The sequence below is a fragment of the Enterococcus sp. NBRC 3427 genome (genome assembly GCF_007996925.1).
In the GTDB taxonomy this organism is placed as follows: Bacteria; Bacillota; Bacilli; order Lactobacillales; family Enterococcaceae; genus Enterococcus_B; species Enterococcus_B lactis.
In genome coordinates this window covers 1-26,201 of sequence record NZ_BJLL01000038.1, presented here as the reverse complement: position 1 = coordinate 26,201, position 26,201 = coordinate 1, and the positions used below count along the sequence as shown (strand labels likewise).

Here is a 26,201-nt window from a genome sequence, read left to right as displayed (position 1 = left end):
CAAAATAGTTCCTCATATTTTGACGTTTGCTGAGCTAATACCAAGGGTCAGCTGATTGAACACCGTTTATTCGGAAAAAGGGACTGTGACAAGACTTTTGTCACAATCCCTTTGGAGATCTGTTTAAATTAAGTACTCTAGTCGTTCCTGCGGTTACTCCTTGCATCTTCTTACGAGAGCTCTCGGGATTGCTCAAGGCTCACAACCTCTTCTTTAAAATTCTTCTCTTGGCGAAAGCGACGAAAACTTATTGTATTCTTTGATAAACAGTAGTTCAACTGTTCCTCGTGCACCGCTTCGGTTCTTCTCGATGATGACTTCGATGACGTTGTCATTTTTTGGCTCGTTTCCATCATCGTCATCTCCGCCTTCTCTTTCATAATAATCATCTCGATACAAGAAGGCTACGATGTCCGCATCTTGTTCAATTGATCCGGATTCACGAATATCACTTAGCACTGGTCGTTTGTCTTGTCGCTGTTCTACTCCACGAGATAACTGTGAAAGAGCAATGACAGGTACTTTCAGCTCTTTCGCCAGTTTTTTCAGTTGGCGAGAGATATCTGATACTTCTTGTTGACGGTTCTCTTTACCGTTACCTTCAATCAACTGCAAATAATCGATCAATATCAAGCCTAGATTGCCTTTTTCTTGCGCTAGTTTCCGACATTTCGCACGGATTTCAGAGATTTTGATCCCTGGTGTATCATCGATAAAAATATTTGCTCGAGAAAGACTCCCCATCGCAACGATCAGATTCGACCATTCTTCTTCCGAAAGCTGACCTGTACGTAAATGGCTGGCCTCAATCGAACCTTCTGCACAAAGCATCCGATTTACAAGAGATTCTGCCCCCATTTCCAAACTAAATATCGCAACAGAACGATCTGTTTTTGTTCCTACATTTTGAGCAATATTCAATGCAAACGCTGTTTTACCTACCGCTGGACGTGCAGCAAGAATGATTAGTTCTTCGGGCTGGAAACCTGCTGTCATTTTATCCAGACCTTGATAGCCAGTTGGTAGACCTGTGATTTCTTCATTGTTTTGAGCTAGTCGATCGATATTTTCAATCGTGGAGTTCAGTACTTCAGCAATAGATAAAAAGCCGCTTCGATTTCTTTTTTCCGAAACCTCCAAGATACTGCGTTCGGCATCATCTAAAATTGTTTGAACTTCTTCTCCTTGCTCGAATCCTTTCGTAACGATTCCTGTTGCTGTCTGGATCAATGTACGCAGCAATGATTTTTCTTCAACGATTTTCGCATAGTAGACGATATTTGCTGCTGTCGGAACTGCTAATGCCAAGTCTGAGAGATAACTTAAACCACCGGCATCTTCTAACAAATTGGCTTGTTCCAGCCGGTCTTTGACAGTAACCACGTCAATCGCTTCATTACGATCATTTAACTCGATCATTGTCTCAAAAATAATTTGATGGCCACGACGATAAAAGTCTTTTGGCTCTATGTACTCCATGGCATCAATGATCGTTTCTGCGTCAAGAAAAACAGAGCCTAAAACCGCTTGTTCAGCTTCAATATTTTGCGGTGGGATTCGATCCTGCCACACTTCATTCATACGTATCGCTCCTTGTCTTCAATTGCTTCATTTTACAAGAAAATGAGAGAAAAGTCATCATTCGTACCGAAAGTGTAATAAAAAAATAGTTCTCTTTTATTATACTCGTTTTCTTTATGCTATTTTGCTGTTCCCAAAAAAGAAACCGAAATCAATCTGAAATCGATTTGCAGCTTTTGCTTTCATTGCTGCAGCTGTTTTCTCAGATAAATTTCGGTTTGTCTTTTTTCCTTCTGGTTATACTTACCAGCTGAACATCGCTATCAAGATTTGTTATTCTTGTACGACATGAACTTTGATCGTAGCCGTCACCTCATGATGAAGCTTAACAGGTACGTTTGTGTAGCCTAGTGAACGGATCGGATTTTCTAATTCGATTTTTCGTTTATCTAATTTGATTTTGTATTGTTTGTTTAACCCTTCAGCAATTTGTTTTGAAGGGATCGAACCAAACAAACGGCTGTCTTCCCCTGCTTTCGCCTTCAATTCGACTACAGTATCTTCTTTTTCCAAGAATTCTTTTAACTTTTTAGCTTCTTCCAAGATTTCAGCTTCGTGTTTTTCTTGTGCTTTCTTTTGTCCTGCTAACTGACTGATACTGCTTTTCGTTGCTTCTTTTGCCAAGTTATTTTTGATTAGATAATTTTGTGCATAACCTGCTGGAACTTCTTTGATGTCCCCTTTTTTACCTTTTCCTTTTACATCTTGTAAAAAAATTACTTTCATTTGGATTACTCCTTATCATATATTTGATTCATATTTTCTTTGATTGCAGCAAATAGCTTCTGTTTTGTTTCCTCAACTGTCGTATTTTCCAGTTGAGTAGCTGCGTTTGTGAAGTGTCCTCCGCCACCTAAGGATTCCATGATGATTTGGACGTTGATCGTGCCGGTACTTCTGGCACTGATCCCAATCAAGCCGTCTGTCCGCTTTGTAATGACGAAAGCTGCATTGATATTGATCATCGAAAGCAATGTATCTGCTGTTTTTGCTGCTATAACACTATTATACTCTTTTTCGTCTGTCCCTGCCGCCACAACAATATCAGAAGTCACATAGTCGCTTCCAGCAATCAAATTGCTGATCTCCAAGTATGTCGCTAAATCCGAGCTCAATAAATATTGTACTAAGGATGCGTCTGCTCCACAAGACCTTAAATAGCTGGCAACGTCAAAAGTTCGTGCAGTTGTACGGACATTGAAACTATTTGTATCTACAACCATCCCTGCAAGCAATAATGTGGCCTCAAAACGATCTAAGCGATTTGTTTTGCTGCTTTGGTATTGGATCAGCTCAGAAACTAGCTCTGAAGCTGAAGAAGCTGAAGATTCAATATAAGTCAGCAGAGGTTTACTTGGAAACTCTTCCCCACGACGATGGTGATCAATGATCACAATCTTATCAAATTGCTCATATAGGCCCTGAGAGATCGATAGAGAAGGTTTATGGTAATCCACCATCACGAGGAGGTCCTCTTCTTTTTTCAGCTCTATGGCACGTTCTGGAGAGATTAGTTGCATTTCTAATTCAGGATGCTTATGGATTTCTTCAAGACACCGTTCTACATCTGGAATGATCTCGTTCTCATTGATAACGATGTAAGCTTTTTTCTGGTTGAAGCGTGCCAGACAACTGACACCAAAAGCAGAGCCTAAAGCATCCATATCCGGAAACTTGTGCCCCATGATAAACACATCGCCTGTTTCATCAAAAATCCGACGCAAAGCGGTACTCATCGCTCGAGAACGAACACGCGTGCGTTTGACATTCTTAGCAGATTTCCCCCCATAATAAACAGGTTTTGCTCCTTCTTTTACCTCTTTCACGACAACTTGGTCGCCTCCACGGACTAAAGCAACATCTAAATTATTCTGAGCTTCTCCACCGATTTCATCGAGGGTTCTTGAGCCATAAGCAATCCCCATACTAAGGGTGATAGGCGAGCTCTGTTTTTCAGCTTCTGCTCGAAAGCGATCCAGCAAATCAAATTTTTTATCCATCATCTTTTTCAGATCGATCATCTGTGCTACGAAGAAAAACCGTTCTGCGTTGATTCTTTTGAAAAAGACATGGTATTCATTCATCCAGTCAGAAACTAGTGTAGTGACGAAAGAGTTCAAATAAGAAATCTCTTTGTCATCTAATTTATCAATGGCATCTGCATAGTTATCAATAGATAAAATACCAATCACCGGCTGACTGTTCGTCTGATGGAGTTTTAACAACTGGTTTTGGGTAATATCATTAAAATAAACAACACCCTTTACTGTATCCATATCAAACTGAAATGTTTTATCTGCTAGATAGACTTGGTTTTTCTTTTTTTCTTTTGCAGTAAAAAAAGTATCTAGCAATTCTTCCTCTGTTAATCCACTTTGATCTTTGATTTTCAATGCTAATGGATTGAGCCATTCGATTTTTTGGCTTGATGGCTGATAAGCAATCACTCCTACAGGCATGACTTCTGAGACATAAGCTAGATTGGTTTCAGCTACAGTCGAAGCCTGCTGGATTTTTTCACGTTTATTTAAAATAAGCCAACGTTTCATTTTCAACCAATAGCGAACACCCCATAAATTCATCAATAGAATGACCGAAGCGCTAACAAAACGAAATGGTAAAATTAAGACTACCAATACTTCGATTAATATAAACAGGATAAGGAAGAGAGGTTTCGGGGATAAATGATTGTTTTTATTTTCCATAATTTTCCTCCCATATATGACTAATTTGATTTTACCATAACTTTCGTCATTCGAGCGACTAAACGAATAGAGGTTATTTTTACAGAAAAAAAGGAATTGAATAGCTGATCAAAAGGATCAGTCATTCAATTCCTAGGATTTATTAGTCTTCGCTAACGAAAGGTAGCAAGCCCATGATACGAGCGCGTTTGATTGCAACAGTAATTTTACGTTGGTTTTTAGCGCCTGTACCAGTTACACGACGTGGCAAGATTTTACCGCGTTCTGAAATAAATCTTTTTAGTAATTCGATATCTTTATAATCGATATATTCAATATGGTTAGCAGCAATGTAGTCTACTTTACGACGTTTACGTCCGCCTCTTCTTTGTTGTGCCATTCTATTTCCCTCCTATCAAATTCGTTTAGAATGGTAAATCATCGTCTGAAATGTCGATCGTTGAACTTGAGCCGAATGGGTCAGAAGTATCACGGTCGAAATCAGGCATACCGTTGGATGATTGAGATGTTTGATTAGAGTTATTGTTTCCGCCAAATCCGCCAGCTGATTGACCAGAACTTTGGAATCCGCCGCTTTGTTGGCGATTTTCAGATGCAGAACGACTTTCCAGCAATTGGAAGTTGTCAGCTACTACTTCTGTCACGTATACACGTTGTCCTTGCTGATTATCATAAGAACGAGTTTGGATACGTCCAGTAACACCTAAAAGTGTTCCTTTACGAGCATAGTTTGCTAAAGTTTCTGCTGATTTGCGCCAAATCACACAGTTGATAAAATCAGCCTCGCGATTGCCGCTTTGGTTTGTAAAATTACGATTCACAGCCAAAGTAAATGTTGCGACTGCCGTACCACTTGCTGTGTAACGCAAATCTGGATCTTTCGTCAGACGTCCAACTAATACAACATTATTAATCAAAATAGTCATCTCCTCTCATCGTTTTCTATTGTTTCACATGAAACAACAATTAAGCTTCTTCTTTAACAATCATGTGACGAATGATATCGTCGTTGATTTTAGCAAGACGGTCAAATTCATTGACAGCATTTGCTGATGATGGAGAAGATACTTTAACGATGTGATAGATACCTTCACGGTAACCGTTCATTTCATAAGCGAAACGGCGTTTTTCCCAATCTTTTGATTCGATAACTTCTGCTCCGTTATCTTTCAAGATTGCATCGAAACGTTCGATTAAAGCAGTTTTTGCTTCTTCATCAATGTTTGGACGAATAATGTACATGATTTCATATTTCGTGTTTTCCATTGATATTCACCTCCCTGTGGACTTTCGGCTCTTAGGTTCCTAAGAGCAAGGAGAGTTATCTAATTAATTAGACTACTCACAAGCTCTAATTATACACTCTATTTTGGTCAAAAGCAATACAGAATGAACAGTTTCGAATATTTTAAGAGAAATTCAACTAATCAAAAAAGCCAGCAGGAATAACCAGATTTTTTAATCGGTTATTCTTGCTAGCTTACACACTTAGTCTTGATGGTTATTCTTCTGATCCTTGTTCTTCAACTGTTTGTTCTGCAGCTTCTGGTTCGACTGCTGCCATCGTGACAACTTTCGTATCAGCTTCCATCTTCATCAAACGTACGCCTAATGTTGAACGTCCAGTTTGAGAAACAGTCGATACGTTGAAACGGATAATGACACCTTTATCTGTAATCAGCATGATGTCTTCATCTCCAGAAACAGTGGTCAATCCAGCTAGTGGACCATTTTTTTCAGTGATGTTCGCCGTTTTGATCCCTTTACCTCCGCGGCCTTTCACTGGATATTCCGATACTTTTGTCCGTTTTCCGTAACCTTTTTCTGTGATCACTAATACTTCTTGATTTTCCTTCATTAAGGCTGCCCCAACGACATAATCTTCCTCACGCAGGCGTATCCCTCTGACCCCGGAAGCTGTACGTCCCATATCGCGGACTGCTTCTTCTTTGAAAGTGACAGAGTAGCCGTTATGTGTTCCAATAATGATATTAGATTGACCATCTGTCAGTAGCACATTGACGAGCTCATCGTCTTCTTTCAAACCAATTGCGATCAGACCATTACTTCGGATGTTAGCAAAAGCAGTGACAGAAGTACGTTTTACTGTACCTTGACGCGTCGTAAAGAAGAGATAGTGGCCTTCTTCTGCTTCTCCCGTCACCGCAATGATTGCCTGGATGCTTTCACTCGAATCGATACCTAGTAAATTGATGATTGGGATTCCTTTGGCTGTACGCCCGTATTCTGGAATTTCGTATCCTTTTGCCCGATACACTTTTCCGTTATTCGTAAAGAATAACAATGTATCATGGGTAGAACAAGAAACCAGATTTTTGACGAAGTCGTCATTGTGGATACCCATTCCTTGGACACCACGTCCACCCCTTCGTTGAGCTCTGAATTCATTATTTGCCAAACGTTTGATGTAACCATTGTTTGTCAATGTAATAACGATTTCTTCTTCTTCGATTAAATCTTCATCTTCCAGACTTAAGACCTCACCGACTAGTAATTCTGTGCGTCGTTTATCACCAAATCGTTGATTCAAGTCTGCTAATTCATTCTTGATGATTTCCGTAACACGTTCTGGTCTTGCCAGAATGTCAGTTAAATCTTCAATCAGTTTTAAGAGTTCTTGGTATTCATTTTCGATTTTTTCCCGTTCCAAACCGGTCAATCGGCGTAAACGCATATCTAAAATAGCTTGAGACTGGCGATCGGATAAATCGAACCGTTCGATCATTGTTGCTTTTGCCTCGTCATCTGATTTAGACCCGCGGATAATCGCAATGATTTCATCGATATGATCCAAAGCAATACGCAAACCTTCTAAGATGTGTGCTCTTGCTTCTGCTTTTTCTTTTTCAAAGACCGTCCGTCGTGTGATGACTTCGCGTTGATGTTCGATATAGTTTTCAAGGATTTGTTTCAAGCTCAAAACTTTCGGCACACCTTTTTCGATCGCCAACATATTGAATCCAAATGAATTTTGCAAGGATGTCAATTTATATAAGTTATTCAAGATAACGGATGCGCTGGCGTCACGACGGATGTCAATGACGATCCGCATACCTTCACGGGAAGATTCGTCCCGCAAATCTGTGATCCCTTCGATACGCTTGTCTCTGTGCAGTTCAGAAATCCGTTCGATCAATTTTGCTTTATTGACCATATAAGGCAATTCTGTCACGATGATCCGTTCTTTACCATTTGGCATCTCAGTAATCTCAACTTTTGCACGTACGGTAATAGAACCCTTACCTGTTTCATACGCTCTTCGGATTCCTGATTTCCCCATAACCAAACCACCTGTTGGAAAATCTGGTCCAGGTAATACTTCCATCAATTCATTGGTCGTCACATCAGGATTATCCATCAGCAAATCGATAGCCGCTACTACCTCAGACAAGTTATGAGGTGGGATATTCGTGGCCATACCTACGGCGATCCCCGTTGTTCCGTTCACTAAAAGATTCGGGAAGCGAGCAGGTAGTACAACTGGTTCTTTTTCTGTATCATCATAGTTGCTTTGGAAATCAACAGTGTTCTTATTGATATCACGCAGCATTTCTGTAGCGATTTTGCTCATCCGTGCTTCGGTATAACGCATAGCGGCGGCACCGTCACCGTCAACAGAACCAAAGTTTCCATGACCATCCACTAGCATATAACGGTAGCTGAATGGCTGTGCCATCCGTACCATTGACTCATAGATCGCACTGTCTCCATGAGGATGGTATTTACCCATGACATCTCCGACGATTCTGGCAGATTTTTTATGGGCTTTATCCGGTGTTACACCTAATTCGTTCATGCCGTATAAAATACGGCGATGAACGGGTTTCAGACCATCTCTGACATCAGGAAGTGCACGTGCGACAATAACACTCATCGCATAATCGATGAAGGAGTCTTTCATTTCGCTGGTTAGATTGACATCATGGATGTTTTCTCTGATTTCTTCACTCATTCTTTTTCCTCCTTCATGATTAAATATCTAAGTTCTTCACATAGTGTGCATTTTCCTCGATGAATGCACGACGGGGTTCTACTCGATCCCCCATCAACATTTCAAATATCTGATCTGCTGCAATAGCATCGTCCACACTGACGCGGGCCATCATCCGATTGCTTGGGTCCATAGTTGTTTCCCATAGTTGATGATCATCCATTTCTCCAAGTCCTTTATAACGCTGAACGCTTGGTTTTGGTGAGGCAGGAAGTGAAGCAACGACTTGTTTCAACTCTTCTTCTGCATTTTTTCCTGGTTGTACATACGTAATATTCTTCCCTTGTTTTACCCCGTATAAAGGTGGCTGAGCAATATAGACGTATCCAGCTTCAACAATAGGACGCATGTAACGATAAAAAAGAGTCAGCAGCAATGTACGGATATGCGCGCCGTCGACATCGGCATCAGTCATGATAACTAATTTGTGGTAGCGAGCTTTCGATACATCAAAATCTTCTCCAAACCCTGTACCCATAGCAGTAAATAAAGACCGGATCTCTTCATTTGCCAAGATCTTGTCCATGCTTGCTTTTTCAACATTCAAGATTTTCCCACGAATAGGCAAGATGGCTTGAAACTCTCGATTACGACCTTGCTTAGCTGATCCGCCGGCCGAATCTCCTTCGACGATGAACAATTCGCATTTTTCAGGATCGTTGCTAGAGCAGTCCGCTAATTTTCCTGGCAGATTACTAATCTCTAAAGCACCTTTACGTCTCGTTACTTCACGCGCACGTTTCGCTGCTAGACGAGCTCTGGAAGCTAGTAATCCTTTTTCAACAATTTGCCGGCCCACACTTGGGTTTTCCAGCAAGAATTTCATGAAATGTTCGCTAAATAACCGATCAGTGACTGTCCGTACTTCGGAATTGCCCAATTTTGTTTTTGTTTGTCCTTCGAATTGAGGGTCAGGATGCTTGATAGAAATAACAGCTGTCAATCCTTCTCGCACGTCTTCACCGGTCAAGTTGTCGTCATTTTCTTTCATCAGCTTTTGTTTTCGGGCATAATCATTTATCACACGAGTTAAAGCAGTCTTGAATCCTGATTCATGTGTTCCACCTTCATACGTATGGATATTGTTGGCAAAACTCATGATATTGGAATGGTAGCCGTCTGTATATTGCATAGAGACTTCAACTGCGATATCTTGCTGTTCACCTTCCAAATATACAGGTTCTGGAAAAATCACGGTTTTGTTTGCATTCAAGTATTCGACATAACTTTTGATCCCGCCGTCATAATGGTATTCATTGATGACTGGTTCTTCTTCTCGTTTGTCTTCAATCGATATACGCATCCCGCGGTTCAAGAAAGCAAGTTCACGGATCCGGGTAGCCAATTTTGAAAAATCAAACTCAGTTGTCTCTGTAAAAATTTCAGGGTCTGGCGTAAAGTGAACCGTTGTTCCATGGCGATCCGTTTGTTCGATAATCTTTAAGTCGTCCACTACAGCTCCACGACGATATTCTTGATAGTACACATTTCCTTCTTTGTATACTTTGACATCAAGCTGTGTAGAAAGCGCGTTTACAACAGAAGATCCTACTCCGTGAAGTCCACCAGAAACTTTGTACCCACCACCGCCGAATTTTCCTCCAGCATGTAAAACAGTAAAGACCGTTTCAACTGCAGGACGTCCAGTTTTTGCCTGGATATCTACAGGTATCCCCCGACCGTCGTCAATAACGGTGATACTGTTGTCTTTTTCAATAATCACATGGATTTTCGTTGCAAAACCTGCTAATACTTCATCGATCGAATTATCGACAATTTCCCAAACAAGGTGATGCAGACCCTCAGAACTAGTCGAACCGATATACATGCCAGGTCGTTTACGAACGGCTTCAAGTCCTTCAAGTACTTGAATCTGACTGGCATCATACTCTTTAGCGCGTTCTACTAAACTTCTTTCTTCTGTCATTCAGTTTCTTCTCCTTTTAGTTTCCCTTGTTGAACATAAAAAATCTCAGGTTCAACAGTCATTTTATTTTTTACATGGTCAAGTGTCGTTGTTGTTAAGAACGTTTGAACTTTTCCTTCGATTGTTTCTAGCAGATGGAGTTGACGATTATCATCCAGCTCGCTCATCACATCATCTAACAAAAGGATTGGATATTCCCCTGTCTCTTCTTTAATCAAATCGATTTCTGCTAATTTGACACTTAGTGCAGTTGTTCTTTGCTGTCCTTGCGATCCATAAGTCTGCACATTTTTCTGATTAATAAAAAAGGAAAGATCGTCACGATGAGGACCAACTGTCGTTGTTCCCCGAAAAAGGTCTTTCTTTTTATTTTGGTTCAAAAGTGCGAGAAATTGTTCTTGGATTTGCTCTTGCGTATGTGTTTCTAAAGAATCGACTGCGGTGAGATACTCGATTTCCAGCTGCTCTTTTTGATGGGTGATTTGCTGATGCAAAGAATTAGCCCAAAACTCCAATCGCTTGACGAACTGTGCTCTTGCTTTCAATACTTTGCTGCCAAACGCTGCTAGTTGTTCGGACAAAATATCCAAATAAAGCAAATCAGTTTGTTTTTTTTCATTCAATTGCTTCAAGTACTGGTTTCTTTGTTTCAAAATTGCTTGGTATTGGACAAGATCATAAAGATAGATTGGATTGATCTGGCCTAATTCCATATCTAAAAACTTCCGCCTGATCTGCGGGCTGCCTTTTACTAAAGAAAGATCTTCTGGTGCAAATAAAATGACATTCATTTGTCCCACGTAAGTACTTAACTTTTTCTGTTCGATATGGTTGATCTTGGTTTTTCGGCCTTTTTTAGATAATAAGATTTCTAATGGAAGAGTGGATGAACCTTTTGTGATCTCTCCTTGAATCATCGCCTGATCGTCAGTCCAGCCAATCAATTCCTGCTCACTACTTGTCCGATGACTTCGCGTCATAGCTAATACGTAGATACTTTCCAAAAGATTCGTTTTTCCTTGCGCATTTTCTCCTAAAAAGATGACGAGGTTCTTGGAAAATTCGATGTTCAGCTCTTCGTAATTTCGATAATTTTTTAAATACAGCTTATTCAGCCTCATTATCGTCGTTTCCTTTTTTTACCATAAAAAAAGTTCCTACTTCTGGAACTTCAACCATCATGCCGGGATAAAGTTTGCGTCCACGACGATTTTCTGGTTCGCCATCGACTAACACAGTGTTTTCTGCCAAATACCATTTTGCTTGTCCGCCACTACCGATAACTGTGACTTCTTTCAACATTTGGCCCAACGTCATGAATTCCGTATTTAGAATGACTTGTTGTTTCAATGCCCATCCCTCATTTTCATTATTAAAAGTATACTCTATTATACCTTTTTTTTCGCAATAAAACAAATTTATCCATATATTTTTCCATATAAGACGATTTAATCTAAAAAAGGTGATTTAAACAAAAATAAACAGAAAGCCTTAAAAGAGATTTTAGGGCCTTCTGTTTAAAATTTTATTTTTTCTATTTCTTTTCAATTAAATTTTCAAGAACATTGAAAATCATTGTTAATTTGTACGTACAGGAGTAATCAGCTGAATAAATTGAACGCCATCTTCCGTTGGTTCCAATGTAAATGGACGAATAGCAGAGATAAATTTCACTTTGATGCTCATATCTCCAAATGCACGCAACGCTGCTTTCATATAATCCGGATTGAAAGAAATATCTAATGGATCGCCACTGCTTGCTGTATAACTCAAGCTTTCTTCTACTTTCCCGATTTCTGGCGAATTTCCGTATAAAACAACCGCATCTGGACGAATAGATAAACGAACGATGTTGTTACGGCCTTCATGAGAAAGTAAAGAAGCCCGTTCGATCGCCGCTAAAAAGCTAGGAACAGAAAATTCAACCTCTGTATTAAAACTTGAAGGAATCAAACGATTGGTATCTGGATAGTTTCCTTCTAGCAAACGGGAATAGAAATACATCGTTTCTGTTTTGAACAACACTTGGTTTTCCATAATGCTGATTTCGACGATTTCTTCTTCATTTGTTAATGAGCGAGATAATTCGATCAAACTTTTTCCAGGAATAACAATATCAAAATGATCAGCCGCTTGTTCTACTGGAATCACGCGTTGACTTAGACGGTGAGAATCAGTAGCTACAGCTAATAAAGAATTATCAGATAAAATGAAATGCACACCTGTCAAGATTGGACGACTCTCATGTTGTGAGACAGCAAAAACTGTTTCGTTGATTAGTTTAGTCAATACGTGTACAGGTAATTTCATCTGGTTATGGCTTTCGACAACAGGAAGATGAGGATAGTTATCTGCATCTAATCCATTTACGATAAAATTCGCTTTTCCAGAAGTGATCGCTACTTGTTTATTTTCTAAAACTTCTAAAGTAAATGTTTCTTCAGGAAGTCTCCGAATGATTTCGCTAAAGAAACGTGCTTGTAAAACAATGGAACCAGTAGATTCGATTTGCATATTTGCTTTTTCGTTTTCAACAGACAAAAAAGTTTCAATTGATATATCAGCGTTGCTCCCCGTCAAAGTCAAACCTTCTTGTGTCAGTGTGATTTTTACACCTGTCAAAATAGGGATCGTGGTTTTGCTTGAAATAGCTCGTTGAACAGTTTGCAATTCCTGCATAAAGCTAGCTCGGTTTAAAGTAACTTTCATGATGTATCTCCTTTGAATGTTTGTTTATTTATTATTAGTTAAAAAGAATAATAAAAGTAATAGGGCATGTTGATTCTGTGGAAAACTCAAAAAACGTAAGAGAGAAACGAAAAAACAGCTGTGGAAAAAGTGTGTATAACTTTTGAACGTTTTTTTCTTTTATCCACATGCTATTTTCAGTTGATAGAATCGACAAATTAATTTAGTAAAAAGTTTTTGATTTCTGATACTTCATTTTGCATACTGACACTAGAATCCATCAGCTGCTGGATTTTTTCATGAGCATGGATAACCGTTGTATGATCCTTGCCACCGAATTCAGCTCCGATTTTCGGTAAAGAATTATCTGTGAGCTCACGTGCCAAATACATAGCGATTTGTCTAGGAACAACAATAGATTTGACGCGTTTCTTTCCTTTGAGATCTTTCAATTGGATGTGATAATACTTTGCCACTTCTTCTTGGATCTGCAGGATTGACAATTGAGGATGTCCTTTTCCTGATTTTAACGTTTTCAGTGCGTCTGCAGCTAGACTAGTCGAAATATCTTCACTATTCATCGCAGCAAAAGCTTGCACTCGAACAAGCGCACCTTCTAATTCACGAATGTTAGAATCAATTTGTCCTGCGATGTAGCTTAGTGTGTCATCTGGGATCTCTAGACGTTCAGCCGCCGCTTTTTTACGTAAAATCGCTGTTCTTGTTTCAAGATCCGGCGGTGTAATATCAACAGACAGCCCCCATGCAAAGCGAGAAACAAGGCGTTCTTGCAGTTTCGGAATCTCGTTTGGCAACCGATCACTGGTTAGTACGATTTGTTTCCCTTCATTGTACAAGGCATTGAAAGTATGGAAAAACTCTTCTTGCGTAGCTTCTTTTTCTGCAAAAAATTGAATGTCATCCACTAGCAGTAAATCAACATTTCGATATTCTTGACGGAACTCTTCTGCTGTTTTGTTTTGGATCGAATTGATGAAATCATTAGCAAAAGTTTCACTGCTTACATATTTTACTTTGGCATTAGGCTGACTTTGCAGCATTTGATGACCAATTGCATGCATCAAGTGAGTCTTACCAAGTCCCACGCCTCCATAAAAGAAGAGCGGGTTATAAATAGAACCTGGATCTTCTGCTACAACGAGCGCTGCTGCATGAGCCATCTGGTTTCCTTTACCAATGACAAACGTATCAAAGGTATATTTAGGGTTCAGCATGGCTTTTTTTAGCGGACTAGGTGCCACAACTTTTGGATTTTTTTCTTCTATAACTTCTTCTTGCTCTGCTTCTTCGCCAGTAATAAAGCGAGGGATAATCTCATTTCCTGATAACATATAACCGACTTCAACGATTTTTGTCGCCAGGTTTTTTTCCCAATATTCTTTATGAATCTTGCTAGGAACCTCAACAACGAGCTGGTTTTGATCAAGGGTTCGAGGGTTCGCTGTTTCGATCCATGTATTATAGCTAGCAGGCGATAAATCCTTTTGGTATGTTGCTTTTAATTCATTCCATAAAGCATCGAGGGATACCATATAAGGCCTCCTCCTTCATTAAAAAGTGAATAACTAGTACTAATTTAGCATTTTTTTCAATAGTTTTCCACAGAAACCGAAGAAAAAAATTTTTTAATTACAATTATCCACACAATCGACAAAAAGAAAAAAGAGAAAAACACAGTTGTCAAAAAAAGTTTTCCACACCACTAATGCACAGGTGGAAAACTCGTAAAAACCAATAGATTTCCTCTTGCGTCTGTGGATAAAAAATACAGATATACCAATAGTTAGGAGACGGAATACACAGGAAATCGCCTGATTGTGGATTACTTTTTTTACACGTGTGTTTTCTGTGTAAAACCAGCCTTTTATTATCTGTGGATAATCCCTGTGCATAACTTTTTCCACATAGGATTCCCATAGAAAAAAATAATCTTGTGGATAAGTTTTAACAATCGATCTTCTATTTTATATTGACAAAATCACTACTTTGTCGTTATACTATCAAAGTATGTCTGTGTTTATAAAATAGATAAGAACATTTTGGAGGTGGAATATATGAAAAGAACATACCAACCAAATAAACGTAAACGTCAAAAAGTTCACGGATTCCGTAAACGTATGAGTACTAAAAATGGACGTCGTGTGTTAGCTAGCCGTCGTCGCAAAGGAAGAAAAGTTCTTTCAGCTTAGGCCACTGGGGTTTCAGTGGTTTTTTTTATACTCTTTTTTAGGGAAATGATGAAAGGACAATCGTAATTATGGTATGATTATGAGCGTAAGTGAGAGATAGAAAAGGAAAGAAAACTAATGAGAAAAGCGTATCGAGTAAAAAAAGAACGAGAGTTTCAAGCCGTGTTCCATACGGGAGATTCTTTTGCTAACCGCAAATTCGTCGTTTACCGTTTGGAAAAACCGGGACAGCCTCATTTTCGAGTTGGTTTATCTGTAGGAAAAAAGGTCGGCAACGCGGTAAACCGCAATGAAGTCAAACGAAAAATCCGAGCAGCAGTTTATTCTATAAAAGAAGAAATTGATCCGGAGTTGGATTTTATTGTGATTGCTAGACCAAGTGTGAAGGGGTTGACTTATGATGAGGTTCGCTCCAATTTAGTCCACGTCTTAAAACTTGCAAAAATAATCGACAGAGAGGAAAAGAGTAAGTGAAGAAATACAAACGTTTACTTTTGATGGCCGGTATCGTTAGTTTGGTCATCGTCTTATCCGGTTGCGGAACTGGGGAAGTCAGCGCACAGAGTACAGGAATTTGGGATCGTTATATTGTTTATTACTTTGCTGAGGCGATCAAGGCGTTGTCATTTGGTAATGCAGGGATAGGGATCATTTTATTTACACTGATCATCCGCGTGATCCTATTGCCGTTGATGCATTTCCAAACAAAGAGCATGCGTAAAACGCAAGAATTACAACCGAAATTAAAAGCACTGCAGCAACAATATAGTTCAAGAGATCCGGAAACACAAAGTAAGTTAAGAGAAGAGCAGCAGCGTTTATATGCAGAAAATGGCGTCAATCCATATGCTGGTTGTCTTCCTTTATTAGTACAAATGCCAATCTTGATGGCGTTATGGCAATCTATTTCACGTGTACCAGAGTTGAAACAAGGGCATTTCTTATGGTTGAACTTAGGGAACGCGGATCCAACATTTATTTTGCCGATTTTAGCAGCAATCTTTACTTTTGCAAGTACGTATTTATCTAGCATGAGTCAAATTGAATCGAATGCATCAATGAAGATCATGAATTTCGTGATGCCTGTAATGATTTTAGTGATGGGTGTCAATTTAGCCAGCGGTCTTTCATTATACTGGGTAGTTTCCAATGCCTTCCAAGTTGTACAAACGCTGCTGATCAACAACCCTTTCAAAATTCGAAAAGAGCGTGAAGAAGAAGCACGGAGAATCCGCGAAAGAGAACGTGCTCTTAAGAAAGCAATGAATCCTAAGAAAAAACGGAAATAATAGGGGAGGTAATGCTAATGCCGATTTATGAAGCTGCAACAATAGACGAAGCTGTCCAACTAGGTCTGGCTGATTTGGGTTTGGCCAAAGACCAAGTCGAAATCGAAATACTGGAAGAAGGAAAAAAAGGTTTCCTAGGAATGGGTCGAAAGAATGCACGGCTTTCGATCCAGCCAAGTATCAGCGAAAAAGTTTCTGAAACAGTAGAACAGACTGTAGAAGAAATTTTGGAAGAAGAACCAACAGCTGAGATCGAGGTAGTCAACGAAACGATTCTTGAAGAAAAAACAGAAGAAGTAAGTGAGCTAGGTGATGAAGCAGCTTTAACGGAATTGGCAGTTTATCTTACTGAAATTTCAAAACAGCTTGATGCTCCAGCTCTTGTCAAAATGGAAAGAGAATCAAATAATATGGTTGTTTTCCATTTAGAAACACAAAAGCAAGGCATACTGATTGGGAAACATGGAAAAACACTGAATGCATTGCAATATCTGGCACAAGTCTTCATCCATCGTTTAGCAAGAAATAAGCTGTCTGTAGTAGTCAATGTAGGCAATTACCGTGAAAAGCGCCAAGAGATCATTCAGCGTTTAGCTGATCGCACGGCTGAAAAAGTAAAACGGACAGGGCAGCCTGTTTTCTTAGAACCAATGCCTGCATTTGAACGTAAACAAATCCATGCTGCATTAAGCAAAGATGAACATGTAAAAACACATTCGGAAGGTGAGGAACCTTATCGTTATTTAGTAGTAGAACCTGCTAAAAAATATTATTGATTCCATTACTTTTTGAATAAATCACGTTGACAAAGTTTTTCAAACCAAGTATATTTTACTAGAAATCATTCTTATCAGAGTATACGATGAAGTAGTCACTAACTTTGATAGAAAAAAGCGGATCGAAACTGTCTTCAGTTTTGATCCGCTTTTTTTGTCTGTTTCATTTAACCAATCGTTGTTTGGATAAATTGGATCACTGTTCCATAAGCAAAAAGTTCCAGAAAATACTTTCCGTCGCGTTTTTTTTGCTGATACTCAAAATGACAGTTGATTACTGCATTCGCACCATATTCAAGTACCTTCGTCTTTAATTTCCTCTTCGTTGTTAAGAAAAGGTCATCTTTGGGAAAAGATGGGTCAAACAAATCAGCTTCTAAGCATTCCACAACAAAAACGATATCGCGGACGATATATTTCTGGTTGATATTCCCTGTAGATAAAACGACATCGTTGATCCGAGGGTCACTTTCTTCTTCCAATGCAGCAGATCTGAACGGGCTCACATATTTTCTCCTTTCAAAAGTGTATAGTTTAGATAGCGCTACCATTTAGTGTACCGTTTTTTTTAAGAAAGATAAAGCCTTGTTTATACAGTATCTTCTCTTCGAATAAACCAAAGAACGCAAAGAGACATCCAAGGACAATTAAATATAAGGTAATGGAAGCAGAACAGGCTCAACTTCATCTAATTGTTTTAAACACTTGATTCCTTATAGCAAGTGTGATAATCTATGACCAGAATTTAATCAAGAACAAGCAGTCAAAGTGCGAAGTTCACCGTTTATTGTGCATAAAGGGTGGAGTGGGCACTTTTTTTGTGCGCAAAATGAAAAAGGAAGTGAAAAAATGGCTGAAATTACTTTAGAATTTGATACGATTGCGGCAATTTCTACCCCACCTGGAGAAGGTGCAATCAGTATCGTTCGTTTAAGTGGCGATCAAGCTGTGCAACTAGCAGATAAAGTTTATCAATCTGGAAACAAACGATTATCAGAAGTACCAAGTCATACGATCCATTATGGACATATCGTTGATCCCAAGAGCAATCAGCTTGTCGATGAAGTCATGGTCTCCGTGATGAGAGCACCAAAGACATTTACGCGGGAAGATGTAGTAGAAATCAATTGTCACGGTGGGATCGTTGTAGTCAATCAAATTTTGCAGCTATTGTTAAGAGAAGGTGCAAGATTAGCTGAGCCAGGCGAATTCACAAAACGAGCATTCTTGAATGGTCGTGTTGACCTTTCACAGGCAGAAGCTGTGATGGATTTGATTCGGGCAAAAACAGACAAAGCAATGGGACTAGCTCTTAATCAGTTAGACGGCAATCTGTCTGCTTTGATCCGCTCATTGAGACAAGAGATTTTAGAGACATTAGCACAAGTAGAAGTAAATATTGATTATCCAGAATATGATGATGTCGAAGAATTGACTACGAAGTTATTGCTTGAAAAAGCGCAGATGATCCAACAAAGAATCCAAGCGCTACTTGCTACATCCAAGCAAGGGAAGGTTCTGCGGGAAGGGTTAAGTACGGCAATCATCGGCCGGCCAAATGTCGGCAAATCAAGTTTGTTAAACCATTTGTTAAGAGAAGAAAAAGCAATCGTTACGGATATTGCAGGAACGACTCGAGATGTAATCGAAGAGTATGTCAATGTTCGGGGGGTACCGCTCAAGCTAATCGATACAGCTGGAATTCGGGAAACAGAAGATGTGGTGGAACGGATCGGGGTCGAAAGAAGCCGAAAAGCATTAGCAGAAGCAGACTTGATCTTACTTGTTCTAAACCAAAGCGAACCACTGACAGCAGAAGATGAACAATTATTGGAAGCGACAAGTGGATTGAAACGGATCATTCTTCTAAATAAAACAGATTTGCCAGCACAGCTGGAACAAGAAAAATTGAAGAAATTGATCGAAAATGAACCAGTTTTTTCAATTTCCGTAGCTAAAAACGACGGACTAGATCGTTTGGAATCAGCTATTTCTGATTTATTCTTCAGCGGAGAAACAGGAGAAAGAGACGCTACTTATGTTTCTAATACCCGCCATATCGCGTTGTTAGAAAAAGCTTCCCTCTCACTTGAAGAAGTCATTGCAGGTATTGATTCAGGAATGCCTGTGGATCTCGTTCAAATAGATATGACGCGTTGCTGGGACTATCTAGGAGAAGTTGTCGGCGACAGTGTACAAGATGAGCTAATCACTCAATTATTCAGTCAATTTTGTTTAGGAAAATAAAAGGAGGAACAAACGATTGGAACATTATGAAGCAGATGCGTATGACGTGATCGTTGTTGGCGCAGGACACGCCGGTTCAGAAGCTGCACTTGCTGCTGCACGTATGGGATCAAAAACATTATTACTGACAATAAATTTGGACATGGTAGCATTCATGCCATGTAATCCTTCTGTAGGCGGACCAGCTAAAGGCGTTGTCGTTCGAGAAATCGATGCGTTAGGCGGAGAAATGGGTAAGAATATCGATAAAACCTATATCCAAATGCGTATGTTGAACACAGGAAAAGGCCCAGCTGTCCGAGCATTGCGAGCACAAGCAGACAAACATGCTTATTCAACAGAAATGAAACATACGATCGAAAAAGAACCAAATTTGACGCTAAGACAAGGAATCGTCGAAGAACTGATCGTCGAAGATGGTGTTTGTCATGGAGTAGTGACGTCCACAGGAGCGAGCTACCGGGCCAAAGCAGTTGTTATTACAGCCGGAACAGCACTTCGCGGAGAAATCATTATCGGTGAATTGAAATATTCATCAGGTCCGAATAACTCTCAACCTTCTATTGGACTAGCGAATCATCTAAAAGAACTTGGCTTTGCTATCGAACGGTTCAAAACAGGAACACCGCCTCGAGTAAAATCAAGTACGATCGACTATTCTGTTACAGAAGAGCAGCCTGGTGACAAAGAGCCGAATCATTTTAGCTTCAGCACACCAGATAGTGCCTATAAACTAGATCAGGAATCTTGCTGGCTGACCTATACAGGTGAGACGACTCACCAAATTATTCGAGACAACTTACATCGTGCCCCAATGTTTACAGGGATCGTTGAAGGGGTAGGCGCTCGCTATTGTCCATCCATCGAAGATAAGATCGTGCGTTTTGCAGACAAACCACGTCATCAATTATTTTTGGAACCAGAAGGCTTAAATACGGAAGAAGTCTATGTTCAAGGTTTATCTACTTCTTTACCAGAGGATGTTCAAGTCAACATGCTTCATTCTATTGCTGGATTAGAAAAAGTAGAAATGATGCGTACAGGATATGCTATCGAATATGACGTAGTAGAGCCACACCAGCTCCGTCCGACATTAGAAACTAAAGTCGTTGAAAATCTTTATACAGCTGGACAAACAAATGGTACAAGCGGTTATGAAGAAGCGGCTGGACAAGGGCTGATTGCCGGTATCAATGCAGCTTTGAAAGTTCAGGGAAAAGAACCTTTAGTGATCAAACGAAGTGACGGTTACATCGGTGTCATGATCGATGATTTGGTAACAAAAGGAACTAACGAACCTTATCGTTTGCTGACTTCACGTGCTGAATACCGTCTGCTTTTACGTCATGATAATGCAGATTTGCGATTAACAGAAATGGGTCACCGTGTAGGCTTAGTAAAAGAAGATCAATACAAGAATTATTTGAAGAAAAAAGAAGCAGTTGAACAAGAAATCAAACGTTTGATGAATGTACGAATCAAACCAACAGAAGAAGTCCAAGACTTTTTAGCAACGATTAATGCGGCACCATTAAAAGATGGTGTACTAGCAAGCGACTTTTTAAGACGTCCTGAGATTACTTATGCAGAACTTCTACGGTTTATTCCAGAAAATGAAGAATTGACACGAAAAGAAATCGAACAAGTAGAAATCCAAATCAAATATGAAGGCTACATCAAAAAAGCCATGGAAAAAGTAGAAAAATTAAAACGCATGGAAGCGAAAAAGATTCCAGAAAACATCGACTACGCAGCAATCAACGGATTAGCAACAGAAGCAAAACAAAAATTGCAGAAAATCCAACCAGAAACAATTGCCCAAGCTAGCCGAATCAGTGGCGTAAACCCTGCAGACCTAAGTATCCTAATGGTCTATATCGAACAAGGGAAGATTGCGAAAGTCAGTGAACCAGCGTAATACGTAATAATAAATAGAAGAGAGAACTAGTTTTTGCAGAAATTGCTCAAAGCTAGTTCTCTCTTCTGTGTATATTTTATGAGTCATACTAGAAAGAAAAAGTCTATCGGTTTTTCTTACTTTTCAAATTTTTAAGAATCCATATGGAAGGATTGCATGTCTAGAGATTTTGCGTTAAAGTAGGGAGAGAATCTGTGAAACAATTGCTGTTTCACAATGAAAGGAATATTTATGATACCAGAAGAATTTCGCCAATCCTTGGCAGAAAAAGGGATAGAGCTTACCGATCATCAAATGAATCAATTCGCTATTTATTATCGGACATTAGTCGAATGGAACGAAAAGATGAACCTTACAGCTATTACGGATGAAAAAGACGTATATCTGAAGCATTTTTACGATTCACTTACATTAGCATTTGAAGTAGACTTTACGCAACCTTTATCTTTATGCGATGTTGGTTCGGGGGCAGGGTTTCCTAGCATACCTTTAAAAATTGCCTTTCCAGAACTGCAGATAACGATCGTTGATTCTCTGAATAAACGAATAACCTTCTTATCTGAGTTAACCCGATTATTAGGAATCGATGCTTCCTTATATCATGACCGGGCAGAAACATTTGGGCAAAATCCTCACTTTCGTGCATCATTTGACCTTGTCACTGCTCGTGCGGTTGCTCGTTTGAATGTGTTAGCGGAATTGTGTTTGCCCTTGGCTAAACAAGAAGGCTATTTTTATGCATTGAAAGCAGCAAAAAGTGAAGAGGAATTGACAGAAGCAAAACAAGCGATTGCTTTATTAGGTGGTAAATTCCTCAAAGAAGAGGCGGTTACCTTGCCGAATGTCTCTGATCAACGGCATATCATCGTTATTCAAAAAAAGAAACCAACCCCAAAGAAATACCCAAGAAAGCCCGGACTGCCTAATAAGCAGCCAATCAAATAGGAGGAGAAGAGATGGCACAAATAATATCTGTTGCGAACCAAAAAGGTGGCGTCGGCAAAACAACGACGACGGTGAATCTAGGTGCTTGTCTTGCTAGCCTTGGCAAAAAAGTATTGCTAGTGGATATGGATGCACAAGGAAATGCTACCAGTGGTGTCGGGATCAGAAAACCTGATGTGACAAGAGACATCTATGATGTTCTAGTCAATGAATTGCCAATTGATGAGGCAACTTTGATCACTGAACACGAAAATTTGAGTATTGTGCCTGCGACTCTCCAATTAGCAGGAGCAGAGATCGAATTGACGTCAATGATGGCAAGAGAATCAAGATTAAAAGGATCTTTAGCAGAAGTAAGCAGTCAGTATGATTATATTTTGATCGATTGCCCGCCTTCTCTTGGCCATCTGACAATCAATTCATTTACAGCAAGTGATTCGATTTTGATACCTGTTCAGTGTGAGTATTACGCATTGGAAGGATTAAGCCAATTACTGAATACGGTTCGTTTAGTCCAAAAACACTTTAATCCAGAATTAGAGATCGAGGGAGTCTTACTGACAATGTATGATGCACGAACAAATCTGGGAAATGAAGTCGTAGAAGAAGTACGTAAATACTTCCGCGAAAAAGTTTACGAAACGATCATTCCAAGAAATATTCGTTTATCAGAAGCACCTAGTCATGGAAAACCGATCATCGACTACGATCCACGTTCTCGAGGAGCTGAAGTCTACCAAGCATTGGCAAAGGAAGTGGTAAGTCGTGAAGAAAAGTAAAGGATTAGGCCGAGGAATCGATGCACTGTTTCAAGATTTAGAAAACTTAGAGACGGTGGATGTAAAAGATGATACCGTTGTCCAGCTACCATTGAATGAGCTGCGACCAAATCCGTATCAGCCCCGTAAAACATTTGAAGAAGTATCTTTGCAGGAACTAGCTAATTCTATTGAACAATCAGGTGTCTTTCAACCCATCATCGTACGCCGTTCCGCAGTAAAAGGATATGAGATTATTGCAGGGGAGCGACGTTTTCGAGCGTCCAAACTAGCTGAAAAAGAAACGATCCCTGCTATCGTTAGAGACTTTGACGAAGAAGCGATGATGCAAGTAGCAGTGCTGGAAAACTTGCAGCGAGAAGATCTGAATCCGTTAGAAGAAGCAGAAGCATATGAGATGCTGATGAAAAACCTGAAACTAACACAAGCAGAAGTAGCTAGTCGTTTAGGAAAGAGCAGACCTTATATCGCCAATTATTTGCGCTTGCTTTCTTTACCGGATCTTGTCAAGGAAATGGTACAAGATCAGCGTTTATCTATGGGACAAGCCCGTACGCTGTTAGGTTTAAAAAATAAAACATTGATCTTGAAATTAGCCAATCGTGCAGTAACTGAAAATTTAACTGTCCGCCAACTGGAACAGCTTGTTTCTGAGTTAAATCAAAATGATGGAAAAGAAAAGAAAAAAATCCCAAGGCTAGCAAAGGAAAAACCATATTATATCCGAGAAAGCGAAGATCGTTTGATGGATAAATTTGGTACAAGTGTAGCTATCCAAGAAAAAAATGGGAAAGGTAAGATCGAGATTGAATATCTTTCTCAAAAAGATTTGACTCGAATTCTTGATATCTTGAATATTCAATTTGATGAAGAATAAACAAAAAGGAGGCTATTTTTATGTACGACTTGCACGATATCGTTGAAATGAAAAAACCTCACGCTTGCCAGACGAATCGCTGGGAAGTCATTCGAATGGGCGCAGATATCAAAATCAGATGTATGAATTGCGGACATATCGTCATGATGACCCGTCGAGATTTTGAAAAGAAATTAAAAAAAGTAATTGAAAAAAATGCAGAGAAAGAGTGAATAAATTTATGGCATTGACTGCTGGAATTGTTGGGTTGCCCAACGTAGGAAAATCAACTTTGTTTAATGCGATCACAAAAGCAGGAGCAGAAGCAGCAAACTATCCCTTTGCGACGATCGACCCCAACGTAGGGATGGTAGAAGTACCTGACTGGCGTTTGCAACGCTTAACAGAACTTGTACATCCGAAAAAAACTGTTCCGACGACTTTTGAATTTACAGATATTGCTGGAATCGTAAAAGGCGCAAGTAAAGGAGAAGGTTTGGGAAATCAATTCTTAAGCCATATCCGCCAAGTAGACGCTATTTGTCACGTTGTTCGCTGTTTTGATGATGATAATATTACTCACGTAGAAGGACGTGTTGATCCACTAGAAGATATTGATACGATCAACTTGGAACTAGTGTTAGCAGACTTAGAATCTATCAACAAACGCTATACTCGTGTAGCAAAAGTTGCTAAAACCAAAGATAAAGATGCAGTGGCAGAACTAGCTGTACTGGATAAAATCAAACCTGTACTGGAAGAAGGAAAATCTGCCCGAACGATCGAATTTACTGAAGAAGAACAAAAAATCGTTAAATCACTATTTTTATTGACGACAAAACCAATTCTTTATGTAGCCAATGTCTCAGAAGATGACGTAGCAGATGCAGACGCGAATCATTATGTACAAGAAGTGCGCAACTTTGCTGCAGAAGAAAATGCAGAAGTGATCGTGGTCAGTGCTCGTGCAGAAGAAGAAATCGCAGAATTAGATGAAGAAGACAAAGCGGAATTTTTAGAAGCTTTAGGAATCGAAGAATCAGGTTTGGATCAGTTGATCCGTGCTGCTTATGATTTGTTAGGCTTAGCTACTTACTTTACTGCTGGGGAACAAGAAGTACGTGCTTGGACATTCAAAAAAGGAATCAAAGCACCACAAGCAGCAGGAATCATCCATTCAGATTTCGAACGCGGATTTATCCGTGCAGAAACTGTCTCTTTTGAAGACTTGGATCATTACGGAAACATGCATGCAGCAAAAGAAGCTGGACGTGTTCGATTAGAAGGAAAAGATTATGTCGTACAAGACGGCGACGTAATGTTATTCCGCTTTAATGTGTAAAAGGGCTATCAAACTAGCTGTAGAATATGGTAGAATGTCTTTTGTGACGACCGTTGAGAAAAGGAACGGCTAAGGAGGACTATTAGATAATGGAACCAGAACAATTACGAGCAATCGTAAAAGAAAACAATAGTTTAGAAACAAAATTAACCAAAAGAAATCAACAGTACATTTTTGATTTGAAAAAATCTTTAGAAGCAGCGAATTTGTCTGAAGAAGAAAAAGTAAAAGCCCTTCATGACATTCTGCCTACTTTAGTTGCAGAACAAAAAGGCGGAAGAACAGCCCGTCAATTGTTTGGGACAGTCTCTGAAAGAACGGAAGCAATCATCAATAAGCCAGCAGAAGTAAAAAATTCATCCACCCCTTTATTGATGTGGTTAGATAATACGTTGCTGTTGCTTGGTCTATTAAGTATCATGATTGCGATTACCGGATTGTTTTCACGTGGAACAACGCCAGCTTATGGCTTTTCTACACTCGTTCTAGGTTCTGCAATCGGTGGCTGGGTCTTTTATATGATGTACAAATACATCTATCAATATGAATATCCCGGAGCAGATCGAAGCAAGAAACCAGGAATGGGTAAGACATTGCTTATCCTAGGTGGAACGACACTTCTTTGGGTCGTACTGTTTTCTGCGACAACACTATTGCCACCAGTTATCAATCCAGTATTAGATCCAGTAGTAGTTATCATTATCGGGGCAACTGCTTTAGCAATCCGTTACTACTTGAAGAAAAAATACGGGATTATTGGAAGTTTATCCGTCCCAAGAAGATAAACTAGCAAAAAGATCAGCTATTTTGCTAGATATCTAGGGGTAGTAAAGAACCTCATTTTGTTTATCCATAGTTAAATAATAGTAAGGGACTGTGACAAAAGTCTTGTCACAGTCCCTTTTTACGATAAACGGTGTTCAAAA

General features: G+C 39.5%; 25 protein-coding genes. 12 read left to right on the top strand and 13 right to left on the bottom strand.

Annotated elements, in window-relative coordinates; all coding sequences use genetic code 11:
- Nucleotides 1-213: 213 nt before the first annotated feature.
- The 12 genes from dnaB to dnaA all read right to left on the bottom strand — a co-directional run bounded on the left by dnaB (nt 214) and on the right by dnaA (nt 14,466).
- Nucleotides 214-1,581: a replicative DNA helicase gene (dnaB, locus tag ESP02_RS09020; protein WP_002288373.1), complete on the bottom strand. Its 1,368-nt coding sequence runs from the start codon at nt 1,579-1,581 to the stop codon at nt 214-216.
- Between the two features lie 273 nt (nt 1,582-1,854).
- Entirely contained in the window at nt 1,855-2,307 is a 453-nt protein-coding gene (rplI, locus tag ESP02_RS09015; protein WP_002288372.1) for a 50S ribosomal protein L9, read from the bottom strand.
- A gap of 5 nt (nt 2,308-2,312) precedes the next feature.
- Nucleotides 2,313-4,286 (bottom strand): DHH family phosphoesterase, encoded by a 1,974-nt coding sequence (locus tag ESP02_RS09010; protein ID WP_002288371.1) that lies wholly within the window; start codon nt 4,284-4,286, stop codon nt 2,313-2,315.
- Nucleotides 4,287-4,428: 142 nt separating this feature from the next.
- Nucleotides 4,429-4,665 carry a 30S ribosomal protein S18 gene (gene rpsR, locus ESP02_RS09005; RefSeq protein ID WP_002288370.1) on the bottom strand — a complete coding sequence of 79 codons (237 nt, stop codon included), beginning with the start codon at nt 4,663-4,665 and terminating at the stop codon, nt 4,429-4,431.
- Between the two features lie 25 nt (nt 4,666-4,690).
- Nucleotides 4,691-5,203, bottom strand: coding sequence for a single-stranded DNA-binding protein (gene ssb / locus ESP02_RS09000; protein ID WP_002288368.1), 513 nt, complete (start codon nt 5,201-5,203; stop codon nt 4,691-4,693).
- 49 nt (nt 5,204-5,252) lie between these two features.
- Nucleotides 5,253-5,552 (bottom strand): 30S ribosomal protein S6, encoded by a 300-nt coding sequence (gene rpsF / locus ESP02_RS08995; protein WP_002288366.1) that lies wholly within the window; start codon nt 5,550-5,552, stop codon nt 5,253-5,255.
- Between the two features lie 235 nt (nt 5,553-5,787).
- Entirely contained in the window at nt 5,788-8,259 is a 2,472-nt protein-coding gene (gene gyrA, locus ESP02_RS08990; protein WP_002288365.1) for a DNA gyrase subunit A, read from the bottom strand.
- Between the two features lie 19 nt (nt 8,260-8,278).
- A complete protein-coding gene (gyrB, locus tag ESP02_RS08985) occupies nt 8,279-10,225 on the bottom strand; it encodes a DNA topoisomerase (ATP-hydrolyzing) subunit B (protein WP_002288364.1) in 1,947 nt (648 codons plus the stop codon).
- Nucleotides 10,222-11,346 (bottom strand): DNA replication/repair protein RecF, encoded by a 1,125-nt coding sequence (gene recF / locus ESP02_RS08980; RefSeq protein WP_002288363.1) that lies wholly within the window; start codon nt 11,344-11,346, stop codon nt 10,222-10,224. The genes gyrB and recF overlap by 4 nt, the downstream gene beginning before the upstream one ends.
- Nucleotides 11,333-11,575 (bottom strand): S4 domain-containing protein YaaA, encoded by a 243-nt coding sequence (gene yaaA / locus ESP02_RS08975; RefSeq protein WP_002295251.1) that lies wholly within the window; start codon nt 11,573-11,575, stop codon nt 11,333-11,335. The genes recF and yaaA overlap by 14 nt, the downstream gene beginning before the upstream one ends.
- Nucleotides 11,576-11,803: 228 nt before the next feature.
- The gene (dnaN, locus tag ESP02_RS08970; RefSeq protein ID WP_002288361.1) at nt 11,804-12,934 is read right to left on the bottom strand and encodes a DNA polymerase III subunit beta; all 1,131 of its coding nucleotides are present in this window, start codon (nt 12,932-12,934) and stop codon (nt 11,804-11,806) included.
- A 197-nt stretch (nt 12,935-13,131) separates the two neighbouring features.
- Entirely contained in the window at nt 13,132-14,466 is a 1,335-nt protein-coding gene (dnaA, locus tag ESP02_RS08965) for a chromosomal replication initiator protein DnaA (protein WP_002288360.1), read from the bottom strand.
- A gap of 522 nt (nt 14,467-14,988) precedes the next feature.
- On the opposite strand from dnaA, the gene rpmH reads away from it, so the two are divergent.
- The 4 genes from rpmH (at nt 14,989) to jag (ending at nt 17,188) form a co-directional block, all read left to right on the top strand.
- Nucleotides 14,989-15,123, top strand: a complete 135-nt coding sequence (gene rpmH / locus ESP02_RS08955; protein ID WP_002293121.1) for a 50S ribosomal protein L34 — start codon at nt 14,989-14,991, stop codon at nt 15,121-15,123.
- A 117-nt stretch (nt 15,124-15,240) separates the two neighbouring features.
- Nucleotides 15,241-15,597 (top strand): ribonuclease P protein component, encoded by a 357-nt coding sequence (gene rnpA, locus ESP02_RS08950; protein WP_002295255.1) that lies wholly within the window; start codon nt 15,241-15,243, stop codon nt 15,595-15,597.
- On the top strand, nt 15,594-16,412 hold the full coding sequence (locus ESP02_RS08945; protein WP_002295256.1) for a YidC/Oxa1 family membrane protein insertase: 819 nt from the start codon (nt 15,594-15,596) through the stop codon (nt 16,410-16,412). The genes rnpA and ESP02_RS08945 overlap by 4 nt, the downstream gene beginning before the upstream one ends.
- Nucleotides 16,413-16,429: 17 nt before the next feature.
- Nucleotides 16,430-17,188 (top strand): RNA-binding cell elongation regulator Jag/EloR, encoded by a 759-nt coding sequence (gene jag / locus ESP02_RS08940; RefSeq protein WP_002295258.1) that lies wholly within the window; start codon nt 16,430-16,432, stop codon nt 17,186-17,188.
- Nucleotides 17,189-17,355: 167 nt separating this feature from the next.
- Here jag and ESP02_RS08935 read toward each other — a convergent pair whose 3' ends face one another.
- Nucleotides 17,356-17,739, bottom strand: coding sequence for a hypothetical protein (locus tag ESP02_RS08935; RefSeq protein ID WP_002303984.1), 384 nt, complete (start codon nt 17,737-17,739; stop codon nt 17,356-17,358).
- A 298-nt stretch (nt 17,740-18,037) separates the two neighbouring features.
- Between ESP02_RS08935 and mnmE the strand changes: the two genes are divergently transcribed.
- The 8 genes from mnmE (at nt 18,038) to ESP02_RS08895 (ending at nt 26,060) form a co-directional block, all read left to right on the top strand.
- On the top strand, nt 18,038-19,435 hold the full coding sequence (mnmE, locus tag ESP02_RS08930; protein WP_002295261.1) for a tRNA uridine-5-carboxymethylaminomethyl(34) synthesis GTPase MnmE: 1,398 nt from the start codon (nt 18,038-18,040) through the stop codon (nt 19,433-19,435).
- Nucleotides 19,436-19,451: 16 nt separating this feature from the next.
- Nucleotides 19,452-21,353 carry a tRNA uridine-5-carboxymethylaminomethyl(34) synthesis enzyme MnmG gene (gene mnmG / locus ESP02_RS08925; RefSeq protein WP_002295262.1) on the top strand — a complete coding sequence of 634 codons (1,902 nt, stop codon included), beginning with the start codon at nt 19,452-19,454 and terminating at the stop codon, nt 21,351-21,353.
- Nucleotides 21,354-21,584: 231 nt separating this feature from the next.
- Complete coding sequence (rsmG, locus tag ESP02_RS08920; RefSeq protein ID WP_002288804.1) at nt 21,585-22,298, top strand: 16S rRNA (guanine(527)-N(7))-methyltransferase RsmG; 714 nt, start codon at nt 21,585-21,587, stop codon at nt 22,296-22,298.
- Between the two features lie 11 nt (nt 22,299-22,309).
- Nucleotides 22,310-23,077: a ParA family protein gene (locus tag ESP02_RS08915; RefSeq protein WP_002288805.1), complete on the top strand. Its 768-nt coding sequence runs from the start codon at nt 22,310-22,312 to the stop codon at nt 23,075-23,077.
- Complete coding sequence (locus ESP02_RS08910) at nt 23,064-23,954, top strand: ParB/RepB/Spo0J family partition protein (RefSeq protein WP_002288806.1); 891 nt, start codon at nt 23,064-23,066, stop codon at nt 23,952-23,954. The genes ESP02_RS08915 and ESP02_RS08910 overlap by 14 nt, the downstream gene beginning before the upstream one ends.
- A gap of 20 nt (nt 23,955-23,974) precedes the next feature.
- Nucleotides 23,975-24,166, top strand: a complete 192-nt coding sequence (locus tag ESP02_RS08905) for a DUF951 domain-containing protein (RefSeq protein WP_002293106.1) — start codon at nt 23,975-23,977, stop codon at nt 24,164-24,166.
- 8 nt (nt 24,167-24,174) lie between these two features.
- Nucleotides 24,175-25,275 carry a redox-regulated ATPase YchF gene (ychF, locus tag ESP02_RS08900; protein WP_002293105.1) on the top strand — a complete coding sequence of 367 codons (1,101 nt, stop codon included), beginning with the start codon at nt 24,175-24,177 and terminating at the stop codon, nt 25,273-25,275.
- An 89-nt stretch (nt 25,276-25,364) separates the two neighbouring features.
- On the top strand, nt 25,365-26,060 hold the full coding sequence (locus ESP02_RS08895; RefSeq protein WP_002295263.1) for a DUF1129 domain-containing protein: 696 nt from the start codon (nt 25,365-25,367) through the stop codon (nt 26,058-26,060).
- Nucleotides 26,061-26,201 lie beyond the last annotated feature (141 nt).

Bases quoted from the DNA above. Each gene is read 5' to 3' on its own strand.
- dnaB (WP_002288373.1), bottom strand. From the start codon at position 1,581: ATGAATGAAGTGTGGCAGGATCGAATCCCACCGCAAAATATTGAAGCT.
- rplI (WP_002288372.1), bottom strand. From the start codon at position 2,307: ATGAAAGTAATTTTTTTACAAGATGTAAAAGGAAAAGGTAAAAAAGGG.
- ESP02_RS09010 (WP_002288371.1), bottom strand. From the start codon at position 4,286: ATGGAAAATAAAAACAATCATTTATCCCCGAAACCTCTCTTCCTTATC.
- rpsR (WP_002288370.1), bottom strand. From the start codon at position 4,665: ATGGCACAACAAAGAAGAGGCGGACGTAAACGTCGTAAAGTAGACTAC.
- rpsF (WP_002288366.1), bottom strand. From the start codon at position 5,552: ATGGAAAACACGAAATATGAAATCATGTACATTATTCGTCCAAACATT.
- gyrA (WP_002288365.1), bottom strand. From the start codon at position 8,259: ATGAGTGAAGAAATCAGAGAAAACATCCATGATGTCAATCTAACCAGC.
- gyrB (WP_002288364.1), bottom strand. From the start codon at position 10,225: ATGACAGAAGAAAGAAGTTTAGTAGAACGCGCTAAAGAGTATGATGCC.
- recF (WP_002288363.1), bottom strand. From the start codon at position 11,346: ATGAGGCTGAATAAGCTGTATTTAAAAAATTATCGAAATTACGAAGAG.
- dnaN (WP_002288361.1), bottom strand. From the start codon at position 12,934: ATGAAAGTTACTTTAAACCGAGCTAGCTTTATGCAGGAATTGCAAACT.
- dnaA (WP_002288360.1), bottom strand. From the start codon at position 14,466: ATGGTATCCCTCGATGCTTTATGGAATGAATTAAAAGCAACATACCAA.
- rpmH (WP_002293121.1), top strand. From the start codon at position 14,989: ATGAAAAGAACATACCAACCAAATAAACGTAAACGTCAAAAAGTTCAC.
- rnpA (WP_002295255.1), top strand. From the start codon at position 15,241: ATGAGAAAAGCGTATCGAGTAAAAAAAGAACGAGAGTTTCAAGCCGTG.
- jag (WP_002295258.1), top strand. From the start codon at position 16,430: ATGCCGATTTATGAAGCTGCAACAATAGACGAAGCTGTCCAACTAGGT.
- ESP02_RS08935 (WP_002303984.1), bottom strand. From the start codon at position 17,739: ATGGTAGCGCTATCTAAACTATACACTTTTGAAAGGAGAAAATATGTG.
- mnmE (WP_002295261.1), top strand. From the start codon at position 18,038: ATGGCTGAAATTACTTTAGAATTTGATACGATTGCGGCAATTTCTACC.
- rsmG (WP_002288804.1), top strand. From the start codon at position 21,585: ATGATACCAGAAGAATTTCGCCAATCCTTGGCAGAAAAAGGGATAGAG.
- ESP02_RS08915 (WP_002288805.1), top strand. From the start codon at position 22,310: ATGGCACAAATAATATCTGTTGCGAACCAAAAAGGTGGCGTCGGCAAA.
- ESP02_RS08905 (WP_002293106.1), top strand. From the start codon at position 23,975: ATGTACGACTTGCACGATATCGTTGAAATGAAAAAACCTCACGCTTGC.
- ychF (WP_002293105.1), top strand. From the start codon at position 24,175: ATGGCATTGACTGCTGGAATTGTTGGGTTGCCCAACGTAGGAAAATCA.
- ESP02_RS08895 (WP_002295263.1), top strand. From the start codon at position 25,365: ATGGAACCAGAACAATTACGAGCAATCGTAAAAGAAAACAATAGTTTA.